We start from the raw sequence: 12,660 nt of genomic DNA, 5'->3' as shown, positions 1-12,660 counted from the left end.
GCTTGCGAGGGAAGCCAAAGGTCATCAAATGCCTTAAGATTGTTTCCAGCACGCAGGGAGACCCGGTAGCGATCCTTTGAACCTTTTCTGAGCGTTGCTATACTGGCCCCGTTTTCCTGATATGCGGCGGGGGTTCGCTGCGAGTCACTTATCCAGCTTCAAGCTCAACGAGGAGAAACATGAACAAACCCTCCAAATTCGCTCTGGCGCTCGCCTTCGCCGCCGTTACGGCCTCTGGTGTAGCCTCGGCCCAGTCGTACCCCGAAACGGTTGACAACTGGCGCAACCCGTTCGGCGACGTGTGGATGAACGGCACCAATGAACTGTGCTGGCGCGATGCCTTCTGGACCCCGGCCACCGGCGTCCCGGGCTGCGATGGCGTGCCGGTCGCTCAGGCGCCCGCCAAGCCCACCCCCATGGCCACCAAGGTCGTCTTCAATGCCGATACGTTCTTCGATTTCGACAAGTCGACCCTGAAGCCGGAAGGCCGCCAACTGCTGGACCAAGTCGCTCAGCAAGCCTCGGGCATCGATCTGGAAACCATCATCGCCGTCGGCCACACCGACTCGATCGGTACCGAAGCCTACAACCAGAAGCTGTCCGAGCGCCGCGCCGCTTCGGTCAAGTCGTACCTGGTCAGCAAGGGCGTCGACCCCAACCGCATCTACACGGAAGGCAAGGGCGAACTGCAGCCCGTCGCTTCCAACAAGACGCGTGAAGGCCGTGCCCAGAACCGTCGCGTTGAAATCGAAGTCGTGGGTAGCCGCCGTTAATCGACGCGCTAGCCGCTACAATGAAGGGCCTCGCTATGCGAGGCCCTTTTTTTTTGCCGCCCATCCGCCCATGACGACCCAGACCTCCGCACCCGCCACCCCCGGCATCAACGCCGACCAGGCCGAGCTGGACAAATTCGCCGCCCTGGCCGCCCGCTGGTGGGACCCCGAAAGCGAATTCAAGCCGCTGCACGCCATCAACCCGTTGCGCCTGGGCTGGATCCAGGACTGCGCCGGCAGCCTGGCCGGCAAGACGGTCCTGGACGTCGGCTGCGGCGGCGGCATCCTCTCCGAAAGCATGGCGGTGGCGGGGGCCCAGGTCACGGGCATCGACCTGGCCGAGCGCTCGCTGAAAATCGCCCGCCTGCACGGCCTGGAATCCGGCGTGCAGGTGGAATACCGCGCCGTGCCGGTCGAACAGCTGGCCGCCGAGCAGCCGGGCCGCTACGACGTGGTGACCTGCATGGAAATGCTCGAACACGTGCCCGACCCCGGCTCCGTGGTGCGCGCCTGCGCGACCCTGGCCAAGCCGGGCGGCTGGGTGTTCTTCTCGACGCTCAACCGCAACGCCAAGTCGTTCCTGTACGCCATCATCGGCGCCGAGTACGTGCTGCGGCTGCTGCCGCGCGGCACGCACAGCCACGAGCAGTTCATCAAGCCCAGCGAGCTGGCGGCGGCCGCGCGCCAGGCCGGGCTGGAACCCGCCAGCATGCGCGGCATGGAATACAACCCCATAACCCAGGTCTACAGCCTGTCGGACGACACTTCGGTGAATTACCTGATGGCCACCCGCAAATGAGCGCCCTGATCCTGTTCGACTTCGACGGCACCCTGGCCGACACCGCCCCCGACCTGGCCGCCGCCGCCAACCAACAGCGCATCCGCCGGGGCCTGCAGCCCCTGCCCTACGAAACCCTGCGCCCGGTCGCCTCGCAAGGCGCGCGCGGGCTGTTGCGCATCGCGCTCGACCTGCTGCCCGGGCATCCCGATTACGAACCTACCCGCCAGCAGTTCCTGCAGGACTACGCAGCCGGCTCGACCGTGCACAGCCGGCTCTTCCCGGGCATCGCCCCCCTGCTCGACGGCATCCGCGCGCGCGGGCTGGCCTGGGGGATCGTCACCAACAAGGTCACCTACCTGACCCTGCCCATCGTCGAGTTCCTGGGCCTGACGCGCGACAGCGCCGTGCTGGTGTGCGGCGACACCACCGAACACGCCAAGCCGCATCCCGCGCCGCTGCTGCACGCCGCGCGCGAGGCCGGCTACGCCACCGACCGCTGCGTCTACGTGGGCGACGACCTGCGCGACATCCAGGCGGCCCACGCCGCCGGCATGCCGGCCGTGGCCGCTGCCTACGGTTACCTGGGCCAGGACGAGAACGTCACCACCTGGTCGGCCGAGGCCTGCGCCAACACCCCCGACGAACTCTGGGGCGCCATCGAACCGCTGCTGCCGGCCGACCTGCGCTGAGTCGCCGGGCGGCGCGGCTCAGGTGTCATGCGCCCGGTTGCCCAGCACGCTTTCCACCTTGCGCGCCCAGGCCAGCAGGGCCGCATCCTCGCCCACGAAACCGACCAGCTGGATGGCGATGGGCAAGCCATGCTCGCCGCGAGCGACCGGCAGCGACAGCGACGGATTGTGCAGCAGCGACCACGCCCGAATGAACACCGAGCTTCCGGTGCTGCTGGCGTCGGGGGCCTCGCCGAGTGTTGCCGGCATGACGATCGCGTCCACGTCGCGGGCCAGGTCGTAGAATTGGCGGCGGCAACCATCGGCCGCATCCAGCGCGGCGGCATAGTCCGCGTCGCTGTACGACCGGCCCAGCTCCAGATAGGACAACAGCTCGGAATCGCAATGGCGCGCATGGTGGCGACGCAGATCGTCGTATTCGCGGGCCAGGTCGTACGCCATGATGATGTCCTGGATATCCCCGATTTCCTCGTACGAAGGCGGCATCGACAGGGGCGCGAGCGAAGCCCCGGCCCGCGCCAGCGCCGCCAGGTTCTCCTCGAAGATGGCCTGGGCGCCGGGTTCGGCTTGCGGCCAGTCGCGCGGACGCCAGACCCCCAGGCGCGGCATCGCGTCGGGCGCAGGCCGGTCATAGCGCGGGTCGCCCGAGAATCCGCGCATGAACAACTGGGCATCCTCGACCGAGCGGCACAGCGGCCCCACAACGTCCAACGGCCGCGAATAGTTGCGGATCCCCACATAGGGAATGGTGTCCAGCGTCGGCTTGAAGCCGACGGCGCCGCAGAACGAGGCGGGCCGCAGGATGGAGCCGGCGGTCTGCGTGCCAATCGAGAGGGGCGTCATGAAATCGGCGACCGCCGCCCCCGAGCCGGCAGAAGAAGCGGCCGGCGTGCGCCGGATATCGTGCGGATTGCGGCACGGCCCGGGCAACATGATGGCATGGCGCGATACCGTGTTCTTGCCCAGCAGGTTGTAGCCCAACGCGCGCGCGCGGGCGACCACCGGCGCGTCCACTGCCGGCTGGCGGCCGGGAAAAATGTCCGGATCGCCCAGCTCCGTCGGCATGTCGGCCGTGTCGATGGTGTCCTTGATTCCCAATGGCACCCCATCGAACGGGCGGGTGCGGCCCGCCTTGTCCAGCGCGCGGGCGCGGGCCAGCGCGGCGTCGCCGGCGACGTGGACCCAGGCTCGCACGTCGGAATTGCGCGCGGCGATGCGCTCCAGGCAGGCCTGGGCCCAGGCTTCGCAGGTGAGGCGGCCGGACGCCAGCGCGCGCAGGCCTTCGGCCATCGTGAGGCGGGCCAGCTCCGATGGCGCGGGGCGCCGCGGGACGGAATCGGTGGTCGGGGAAGTCATGCGGGATTTCCTTGCGAATCGGAGTGAGAGCCGCGGCCGATATACAGGTCGGCCATTTCTTCATTGGCGAGCAGGTTGGCGCCGGTATCGGTCAGCACGATGCGGCCAGAGTCGAGGATGTAGCCCCGGTCGCTGAACTGCAGCGCCTGGCGGGCGCGCTGCTCGACCATGAGCACCGCCACACCCAATGCCGGCAAACGCTTGACCTCGTTGAACACCTGCTCGGTCAGCGCCGGCGAAAGCGCGGCCGACGGCTCGTCGAGCAGCATGAGCCGCGGCGCCGGCATCAAGGCGCGGGCGAATGCCAGTTGCTGGCGTTCGCCGCCCGACAAATTGCAGGCCTGCGTACGCCGCCGTCCGGCCAGCGCCGGAAACATGTCGAACATCTCGGCAATGCGCGCCCGGGGCTGGCCGACGTGTTCGACCACTTGCAGATTTTCGAGCACGGTGAGGTCGCCGAATACGTTATGCACCTGGGGCACATACGAAATACCGATGCGGACGCGATCCTCGACGGCCAGGGTGCGCAAGTCGGTCCCGTCGAATTCCAGGCTGCCGCTCAGCCGCGGCAGCAGCCCCATCACGGCCTTGATCAGGGTGGACTTGCCCGCGCCGTTGGTGCCGGCGATGGTGACCGCCTCGCGTGCCGCGACGTGCATGTCGATGTGGCAGACGATGTCCACGTCGCCGTAGCCGCCCGCCATGCCGCGCAGCGACAGCAGGCTGGCGGCGGGCGTTGCTTGCGTACTCATATCACGCCTCCCATGTAGGCCTCGCGCACGGCGGGCTGGGCCAGCACTTCGCGCGGCCTGCCCTCGGCGATCACGCGGCCGCGATCCATCACATACAGGCGCGACACGATGCGCGCCAGCGCTTCGAGGTTGTGCTCGATGATGAGCACGGTCATGCCGCGCTGGTTCAGCGTCACGATCCGCTCGGACAATTCCTCGATCAGTACCGGATTGACACCGGCGAACGGCTCGTCGAGCATGATGCAGCGCGGTTCAAGCATGAGCAGCCGGCCCAGCTCCAGCAACTTCTTCTGGCCGCCGGACAACATGCCCGCCGGGGTGTCGGCTACCCGCGCGAGGTTGAGAAAATCCAGCAGCTCACGGGCCTGTTCGGCGGCGCGCCGCTCTTCGCGCGCGACCTGCCGCGCGGCGAAGAACAATGACAGCAGCTTCTCGCCGCGCAGGTCGGGCGAGGCCGCCATCATGTTGTGCAGCACCGAGAGCTGCGAGAACTCGCGCGGCACCTGGAACGTACGGGCCAACCCCAGCCTGACACGCTTGTGCACGGCCAGTTCGTCAAGGTCCTGTCCGCCGAAGCGGACGCGGCCGGCCTGGCGCGGCACATAACCGGTAATAACCGAAAACAGCGTGCTCTTGCCGGCTCCGTTGGTGCCGATCAGCCCCAGCAGCTCGCCACGGTCCAGATGCAGGCTGACATCGTCCAGCACTTTGAAACCGTCAAACGCGGCGCTGATATTGCAGACCTCCAGCATCTTCATGACCGGTTCCTCCCGTTTGCCTTGCCCATCACGCCTTGGGGGCGGTAGAGCACGATGAGGATCAGGGCCATGCCGATCACCCAGATGCGCACGCTGGCCATCTGGACTTCGGAAATTCCGCCCAGGAATTCCCGGACGAATCGCGAGCCCTCCAGGAACCCCACCAGGATCACCGTCCCCAGGGCCACGCCCTTGAGCCGGTTGGCGCCGCCGACGAATACGGCGATCCAGATATAGAAGGTAATCAATGGCACAAACTGGTCGGGACTGAGAAACGTCAGGTAATGCGCCTGGAAGGCCCCCCGCCAGGCCGGCCAGGCCGGCGCCAAGCATCAGCGAACGAGTCTTGAAGCGCGCCGGATCTTTGCCCAGCGCACGCACCGCCACTTCGTTGTCGCGGATGGCCTCGATGACCCGCCCGAAGGGACTACGCACGACCCGCGTCACCAGCCAGAACACAATGGCATTGGCGGTCACCAGGCTGACCAGTATCCAGAAATCAATCTGCCCGGCCGGCACCAGGCCGGCGAACAGCCGGGGAATGCCAGGCAGGCCGTGCATGCCGCGCGTTAACCACTCTTCTGTCTGCAGCATCATGCGCACCGACTCGGAGAACCCCAGCGTGACAATGGCCAGGTAGTCGCTGCCCAGCCTCAGGGCCACCATGCCCAAGGGATAAGCCGCCAGTGCGGTGATGATCGTCGCGCCAGCCATGGCCAGCGGAATGGGCACGCCCTCGAGCGCCAGCAGCGCCGACGCATACGACCCGATGGCGAAGAATCCCACGTGGCCGAAGTTCACCAGGCCGGTGAACCCGTAATGCAGGGACAGCCCCACCGCCATGAGCATGTAGATGAGTATCCCGATGGAGATCGCGATCAGATAGGCTTCCATCTTGTTTACCTCGCTGCCAGGGGACGGCCGAAAATGCCCTGCGGACGCGCCAGCAGCACAAGCAGAAGCACGACAAAGGCCAGGACGATCTTGTAGGCCGGCCCGACATACAGGCTGGCGATCTCCTGGGAAACGCTGAACAGCAGCGTGCCGACAATGGCGCCCACCGGATGGCCGATACCGCCCAGCACAACCGCCGAGAACATGGGCATGAGCAGCTCGAAGCCCAGTTCCGGCACGACCACCGCCTTGATGCCCAGCAGCACGCCCCCCCCAGGCCGCAAAAGGCCCCGCACAGCGTCCACAGGCACAGCATCACGCGCTTGGAGCGGATGCCGCTGGCGGCCGCCAGCTCGGGGTTGGCGGCCACCGCGCGCATGCGCCGGCCCAGCGGCGTGCCGTACAGCAGCACGAAGACCAGCATCAGCGCGATGGCGGCCGTCGCCATGATGTAGAGGTCGGTGGGCAGTATCCGTATGCCGCCGAAGTTCCACGCGCGCACCAGGGGCACATCGAGGTTGTACTGGTCCTGGCCGGCGAAGAACGTGATGGTGTTGCGCACCACGAAGGCTATGCCTAGCGAAGCCACCAGGCAGGACACATTCGACCGGTTGGCCAACGCCCGGAACACCCAGAGATAGAATCCCACCGACACCAGCGCCGTGACGACGCATGCGGCCAGCACCCCGAGCACCAGCGAACTGCCGATGAAGGTCTGCACGGCAATGGCGGTATAGGCCCCCAGCGTCATGTAGTCGCCCGTTGCGGCGTTGGGAAACCGCGAGATGCCGAAGACCAGGGTGATGGCCAGCACCGGCAAGGCCAACAGCGTGCCGAGCACCACGCCATTGATGGCCGCATTCAAGATTGCGATCGCTTCCATATCGGCTCCGTGCTCAGGCGATCGCGCCAGGCACCGTCTCCTTCAGCACGAGTTTTCCCTGGGTAATCTCGAACACGCCGAAATCGGGCACGGTTTCGCCGTGCGCCCCGAAATTCAGGCTGGACGATGCGCCCTCGTAGTCGATATCGGCGCCGCTTTTCAATGCATCGCGGCCCTGTTCAAAGGACGAGACCTTCTGGCCGCCCGCCGCCACGCTCTTGATGTGCCCGTTGACCTCCCCGGAGGACGCCGCCGGCCCCGCCGCCTCGATGGCCAAGGCAAGCGTGATGACCATGTCGTAGCTCTGCGCCGCGAAGATGTCGGGTTCGCGGTTCATCTTGGCCCGGAATTTCCCGGCGAAGCGCTTGTAGGCCTCGTGATCGTGCGCGGCCACATTGGAAATGGAGATAATGCCCTCGGTCGCCTCCTTGCCGAGCGCCTTGACCAGGTCTTCGTTGGCGGTCCAACCCGGCATGATGAACTTGCAGTCCTGGCCGGTCTGGAACCACTCGCGCAGCAGGATCGTAGCGTCGGGCCGGTAGGATCCCAATGCGATCACGTCAGGCTTGGTTGCCAGCACCTTGCTCAGTTCGGTGCGATAGGTGGTCTGGTTAGGCTCGTAGATGACGTATTCGCTGAGTTTGCCGCCGCCCGCCTCCCAGCTTTGCCGGAAATAGTCCGCAAGGCCGACGAAGGTGGAGTTATTGAACGCCATCACGGCCGGCCGCTTGTAGCCGCGCTGGCGCGCGACCTCGGCGAACGCCTTGCCAAACACGGCGTTGGATGCCTGGAACATCCACGCCAGGCCTTTCTTGTTCTCCGTCAGCATCTCGGGAGCGCCGCAGGTGTTCATCATGATCAGGCCGGCATTATTGGTGATCGGCATCACGGCCAAGCCGACTGCAGAAGGCCATATGCCGACCACGGCCTCGACCCGGTTGATCTCGATGAGTTTCTTGACTGCCAGCACCGCCGCGTCGGGCTTGGTCTGATCGTCTTCGGCGTAAAGCTCCAGGGGGCGCCCCGCCGCCCCGCCCGCCGCATTGACTTCGTCGACCGCAATGCGGATCGCCTGGAGCATGGCGCCGCCGTATGGCCCGCCCACGCCGGTGATCGAGTTCAGCGCCCCCACGCGGAAAGGCGCCGCCTGCTGCGCCCGCGATACCCACGGGAGCATCGCCAGCGCGCCTATGGCCGCGCTGGACGAGACGAACCGCCGGCGTTTGTGGTTAATCAGGTTCGGCTTCATATTCGTTCCTTCTGCGCCGTACGCGCATTGATCTTTGTTCGAATATGCCGGCAGGATTGCCCGGCCCCTTGTTGCTTCTTGTTGTCGCCCCGCGCGGTTGCGGCAGGGCTTGCTGCCAGGCCGGCGTCCGCCAGGAAGCGGCGCCGGCGCAATTGCAATCGCTACTGTATGGCACCTTCCCGGCGCAGTCGGTCGCGCCGTTGCGCGTCTACGCCAAAGCGCTCCAGCACCTCGTCGGTATGTTGTCCATGCAACGGCGCGGGCATGCGCACCTGACCCGGCGTACGCGAGAAATGCGTCGGGATGCCGATGGTCTTCATGCGGCCCAGCCTTGGATGGTCGAGCTCCTGGATCATGCCGCGCGCGGCGTAGTGCGGGTCGTTGACCGCCTGCCCGAAATCGTTGATCGGACCGCACGGCACGCTGGCGGCCTCGCAGCGCTGGATCCACGTGGCGGCATCGGCATGCGCGAACTCGGCCTCGAGCAACGGCTCGAGCACGTGTATGTTGGCCATGCGGTCGGAATTGGTGGCAAAGCGCGGGTCGGTGATCCATTCGGGACGCCCCAGCACATCGGAGCAAAGGCGTTCCCAGGTGCGCTGGTTGGCTGCGCCGATGATGATATAGCCGTCGCCGGTCTGGAACGCCTGGTATGGCGCCGAGACCCGGTGGCGGCTGCCCGTGACCTGCGGGATAGTGCCCTCGGCGAAGTACGCGGCGGCCTCCCAGATGAACCACGGCAGCCCGCACTCGGCCAGGGAGATGTCGATGTGCTGCCCTTCGCCGGTCTGGCGCTGGTGCATGCACGCGGCCAGGATGGCATATGACGCGGTCAGCCCGGCGCCCACATCGTAGATGGCGATACCGGACTTCAGCGGCCGGCCTTGCGGCTCGCCGGTCATGCTCATGATGCCGGTCATGCCCTGGGCTACCAGATCGAAGCCGCCCTTGGACGCATATGGCCCGGTCTGCCCGTAGCCGGAAATCGAGCAATACACCAGGCGCGGATTGATATGGCTGAGAGTGTCGTAATCCAACCCGAGCGACCGAGTCACGCCGACCCGGTAGTTCTCGACCACCACGTCGGCCCAGCGCACCATGTCGTAGACAATCTCGCGCACGCCCGGATGCTTCAGGTTGAGCGAAATGCCCAGCTTGTTGCGGTTGATCTGCGCAAAGCAGGTGGATTCGCCATTAACGTAGGGCCCCATTTCGCGCGCGTCGTCGCCGGCGCCAGGTTTCTCGATCTTGATGACCTCGGCGCCCAGGTCGGCCAGGACCATCGTGCAGTAAGGACCGGCCATGATCTGGGACAGGTCCAGTATTTTCAAGCCAGCCAGCGGCAGGGAAGCTTGTGGTGCCATGAACGGGACTCCTCGGCGTTCAGCGACCGACGAAGGCGGGCTTTTCCTTGCGCAGGAATGCCGCCTTGCCGATGCGGTAGTCTTCAGTATCGAAACAGGCGTACGGCTCCAGCCGCTCCTGCTCGTCCAGCTCCTGCTTGCCGGCCAGACGGCGCACGAACTTCTTGTGCCAGCGGTTGACCAGCGGCGCGGCAGTGGCGATGCGCGCGGCGCACTGGTAGGCATGCGCGACCACGTCCGCGTCGTCCACCACGCGGGTCAGCAACCCTTTGCGCAATGCGTCGTCCGCATCGAAAACCGCGCCTTCGAGCAGGATCTCGAGCGTGCTGGCCGCCCCCACCAAGGCGACCAGGTCGGCCAGCTCGCGATAGTCGAGCGTCAGGCCAATCCGATTGACCGGGATGCCGAAGCGGGCACTGCGCGCCGCGATGCGCACGTCGCATAGCGCGGCGATCTCCAGTCCGCCGCCCACGCAGGGCCCTTCGATGCATGCGACGGTGGGATGCCGGGTCAGCTTGAGGCGATCGGTCATATCCAGCGTCAGGTCGGCGTACTCGCGCGCCTGGGCGGCGCCGCTGCGATCCTCGCCGAACCCGCCGATATCGCTGCCGGCGCAGAATGCGCCGCCCGCCCCGCGCAACACAATGCAGCGCACCGCGTCGTCCGCGTCCAGCGCATCGATGGCTGCGCCGAACTGCCGGTACATGTCCAGGGTGAACGCATTGCGCTTGGCGGGCCGGTCGAACAGCACGGTGGCAATGCCGTGTTCGCCGCGCTCTGTCCGTATGGTCATGCTGGCTCTCCCAGGTCGAGGCGGGTGCCATCCAGCACCAGCCGGTCGTCCAGCCACAGCTGCGCGTCGGTGAGGATGGTGTCGTAGTGGGCCGCCGCCTTGACGGTGCCGCCGATATAGGCGCTGGTACCCAATGCCAGCTGGATCGATCCGTAGACGCTTTCGTCGGACAACATAGTGCCGTCCAGCGTGCAGCAGGGGTTCATGCCGACGCCCAGTTCGCCCAGGTTGTAGACGCCGGGATCGTCGAAACCGGCCAACAGTTCGCGGAAGCGCCGGGCCAGTTCGCCGCCCTCGATCGAGACGGCCATGCCGCGCTCATAGACGATGCGCACCGGCTCATCGCGTACCAGTCCGACGCCCGGGATGCTGGCATTGACCACGATCACCCCTTGCGCGGTGCCCTCCACGGGCGCCAGGCTCGACTCCAGACAATAGCCGGCCGAAATGTCGACGGTATTGGCGAAGCCATGCAACGCGCGGCCGCGCCGCCCGGCGATGCTCATGCGGATGTCGGTGCCCGCCTGGCTGGTGACGCGCGCGGTGTCGGCCCGCGTCAGCGCGTCGGCCAACCCCTGGATCTGTGGGCGCAGCGCATCGAAATCGGCATTCCAGCCGTCGGCCAGGAAGAAATCCGGAGCGTCGGATTCCGGCAGCACGATGACGCCCACGCCGGCGCGCGTGGCCTGCTGGCGCGCCTCGGTATGCGCGGCGTTGGCGCGGGTCAGCGCGATGACCAGGTCCGCCGCGCACATGGCCTGGGCGACGACTTCCGAGAAAGGCCGCCCGTGCTGGCGGCTGCCGGCGATCTGCAGCAGGTGCAACTGGGCGCCGCACTCCTGCACGGCAATGGCCAGCGGCTCGACATTGTGCTCGGTGTAGAAATCGTAGAGCACCAGTACGTTCATGCCGGGGCCGGCCGCGCCCAGCTGGCGCACGACCTTGCGGGCATTGCCGAGTTTAAGCAATGTGTTCATGCCCGGGCCTCCGCCGCGACGCGCGTGATGGCGCTTTCCAGGATATCGAGACCCCGCTGCAAATCGGCGTCGGACATGTTCAATGGACCGAGAAAACGCAGCACATTGCCATGGAAACCGGCTTTCACGAGGATCAGGCCCGCCTCATAGGCACGCTGCACGATACTCGCCGCCAATGCAGGGGCTGGTTCGGCGCCCAGCTTGTCCTGCACGATTTCGACGGCCTGCATGGCGCCCACGCCGCGTGCATCGCCCACGATCTCGATGTCGCGCGTCCAGCGGGCGAAGCGTTCGCTCAACTGCTCGCCCAGGCGCCGGGCCTGGCCGGCGTAGTCGTCGCGCGCCATCACGCGGAGAGTGGCCAGCGCCGCCGCGCATGCCAGCGGATTGCCGGCATAAGTGCCGCCCAGGCCGCCGACTGCCGGCGCGTCCATCAGGTCGGCCCGCCCCACCACCGCGGCGATGGGCATCCCGCCTCCCAGCGACTTGGCGAGGGTATAGAGGTCGGCCTGCACGCCGGCGTGCTCGGTCGCGAACCAACGGCCGGTGCGGCAGAAGCCCGACTGGATTTCATCGGCGATCAGTACGATGCCATGGCGAGTGCAGTATTCCCGCAGGCGCACCAGGAATTCGGCAGGCGCCACATGGAAGCCGCCCTCCCCCTGTACCGGCTCGATCACCACGGCCGCGACTTGGTCGGCGCCGATTTCGCTTTCCACCATGCGTTGCAGGCGCGCGAAGGCATCGCGGGCGCAAGCGCGCGCATCGCCGCCGGCCCGATAGGCCACGGGAAATGGCGCACGGTAGACCTCCGACGCCAGCGGGCCGAACCCCGTCTTGTAGGCCGGCGCCTTGGCGGTCAGCGACAAGGCCATGTAGGTGCGCCCGTGGAACGCATTCTCGAAAGCCACTACGGCCTGGCGGCCGGTCGCGCGGCGCGCGATCTTGATGGCGTTCTCGATGGCTTCGGCGCCCGTGCTTTGCAGCATCACCTTCTTGGGCCAGTCGCCCGGCACCACGTCCACCAGGGCTTCGGCCAGGTCGATGTAGCCGGGGTACATCACGATGTTGAAGCAGGTATGCAGGAATGCATCCGCCTGCGCCTTGACCGCGGCGACGACCTCGGGATGGGCATGCCCGATGTTGAGCGTGCCGATGCCGCCTGCGAAATCCAGGTACTGCCGGCCGTCCAGGTCGGTCACCAGGGCGCCGGCCGCATGGCGGGCGAAGATGGGCGGGCCGTTGACCACGCCGCGCGCGACCAGCGCCTGGCGCCGGTCCAGATAGCTCTGACAACTAGGCCCTGGGCCTGCCGCCGGATGATCAGTATGCAAAGCCATTCTCCTGAAGTCGATCGCCCATGACTAAGGGCAGGGGCAGTTTGCGCCGCA

Annotated in this window: 12 protein-coding genes and 2 pseudogenes; 3 read left to right on the top strand and 11 right to left on the bottom strand. The window is 66.6% G+C overall.

From position 1 onward, the window contains the following. The first annotated feature begins 179 nt into the window (after positions 1 to 179). The 3 genes from ompA (at position 180) to CAL24_RS06845 (ending at position 2,243) form a co-directional block, all read left to right on the top strand. The gene (gene ompA / locus CAL24_RS06855; RefSeq protein WP_028354235.1) at positions 180 to 773 is read left to right on the top strand and encodes an outer membrane protein OmpA; all 594 of its coding nucleotides are present in this window, start codon (positions 180 to 182) and stop codon (positions 771 to 773) included. 70 nt (positions 774 to 843) lie between these two features. Continuing rightward, positions 844 to 1,572: a bifunctional 2-polyprenyl-6-hydroxyphenol methylase/3-demethylubiquinol 3-O-methyltransferase UbiG gene (ubiG, locus tag CAL24_RS06850; protein ID WP_028354236.1), complete on the top strand. Its 729-nt coding sequence runs from the start codon at positions 844 to 846 to the stop codon at positions 1,570 to 1,572. Continuing rightward, a complete protein-coding gene (locus CAL24_RS06845) occupies positions 1,569 to 2,243 on the top strand; it encodes an HAD family hydrolase (RefSeq protein ID WP_028354237.1) in 675 nt (224 codons plus the stop codon). Before ubiG ends, CAL24_RS06845 begins: the two co-directional genes overlap by 4 nt. 18 nt (positions 2,244 to 2,261) lie before the next feature. On the opposite strand, the gene CAL24_RS06840 is transcribed toward CAL24_RS06845, so the two are convergent. The 11 genes and pseudogenes from CAL24_RS06840 to gabT all read right to left on the bottom strand — a co-directional run bounded on the left by CAL24_RS06840 (position 2,262) and on the right by gabT (position 12,603). Beyond that, positions 2,262 to 3,599, bottom strand: a complete 1,338-nt coding sequence (locus tag CAL24_RS06840) for an amidase (protein WP_094806139.1) — start codon at positions 3,597 to 3,599, stop codon at positions 2,262 to 2,264. Continuing rightward, positions 3,596 to 4,351, bottom strand: coding sequence for an ABC transporter ATP-binding protein (locus CAL24_RS06835; protein ID WP_094806137.1), 756 nt, complete (start codon positions 4,349 to 4,351; stop codon positions 3,596 to 3,598). Before CAL24_RS06835 ends, CAL24_RS06840 begins: the two co-directional genes overlap by 4 nt. Then, positions 4,348 to 5,109: an ABC transporter ATP-binding protein gene (locus CAL24_RS06830; RefSeq protein ID WP_094806136.1), complete on the bottom strand. Its 762-nt coding sequence runs from the start codon at positions 5,107 to 5,109 to the stop codon at positions 4,348 to 4,350. Before CAL24_RS06830 ends, CAL24_RS06835 begins: the two co-directional genes overlap by 4 nt. Next, positions 5,106 to 6,003: pseudogene (locus tag CAL24_RS06825) on the bottom strand (branched-chain amino acid ABC transporter permease). The gene CAL24_RS06830 and the pseudogene CAL24_RS06825 overlap by 4 nt, the downstream one beginning before the upstream one ends. 5 nt (positions 6,004 to 6,008) lie before the next feature. After that, positions 6,009 to 6,269 carry an ABC transporter permease subunit gene (locus tag CAL24_RS24275; RefSeq protein WP_249278483.1) on the bottom strand — a complete coding sequence of 87 codons (261 nt, stop codon included), beginning with the start codon at positions 6,267 to 6,269 and terminating at the stop codon, positions 6,009 to 6,011. A gap of 44 nt (positions 6,270 to 6,313) precedes the next feature. Continuing rightward, a pseudogene (locus CAL24_RS24270) lies at positions 6,314 to 6,886 on the bottom strand (branched-chain amino acid ABC transporter permease); the annotation flags it as partial. A gap of 13 nt (positions 6,887 to 6,899) precedes the next feature. Continuing rightward, entirely contained in the window at positions 6,900 to 8,135 is a 1,236-nt protein-coding gene (locus CAL24_RS06815) for an ABC transporter substrate-binding protein (RefSeq protein ID WP_094806134.1), read from the bottom strand. 161 nt (positions 8,136 to 8,296) lie between these two features. Continuing rightward, positions 8,297 to 9,499, bottom strand: a complete 1,203-nt coding sequence (locus CAL24_RS06810; RefSeq protein ID WP_094806132.1) for a CaiB/BaiF CoA transferase family protein — start codon at positions 9,497 to 9,499, stop codon at positions 8,297 to 8,299. 19 nt (positions 9,500 to 9,518) lie between these two features. Beyond that, positions 9,519 to 10,292, bottom strand: a complete 774-nt coding sequence (locus tag CAL24_RS06805) for an enoyl-CoA hydratase/isomerase family protein (protein ID WP_094806130.1) — start codon at positions 10,290 to 10,292, stop codon at positions 9,519 to 9,521. Continuing rightward, positions 10,289 to 11,269: an aminopeptidase gene (locus CAL24_RS06800; protein WP_094806128.1), complete on the bottom strand. Its 981-nt coding sequence runs from the start codon at positions 11,267 to 11,269 to the stop codon at positions 10,289 to 10,291. The genes CAL24_RS06805 and CAL24_RS06800 overlap by 4 nt, the downstream gene beginning before the upstream one ends. After that, a complete protein-coding gene (gene gabT, locus CAL24_RS06795) occupies positions 11,266 to 12,603 on the bottom strand; it encodes a 4-aminobutyrate--2-oxoglutarate transaminase (RefSeq protein ID WP_249278482.1) in 1,338 nt (445 codons plus the stop codon). Before gabT ends, CAL24_RS06800 begins: the two co-directional genes overlap by 4 nt. Positions 12,604 to 12,660: the final 57 nt, after the last annotated feature.

Origin of the sequence: Bordetella genomosp. 2 (assembly GCF_002261345.1) — a bacterium.
Lineage (GTDB): Bacteria > Pseudomonadota > Gammaproteobacteria > Burkholderiales > Burkholderiaceae_B > Bordetella_A.
The sequence above is the reverse complement of the archived record's forward strand: the minus strand, read 5'-3'. Positions and strand labels throughout refer to the sequence as shown.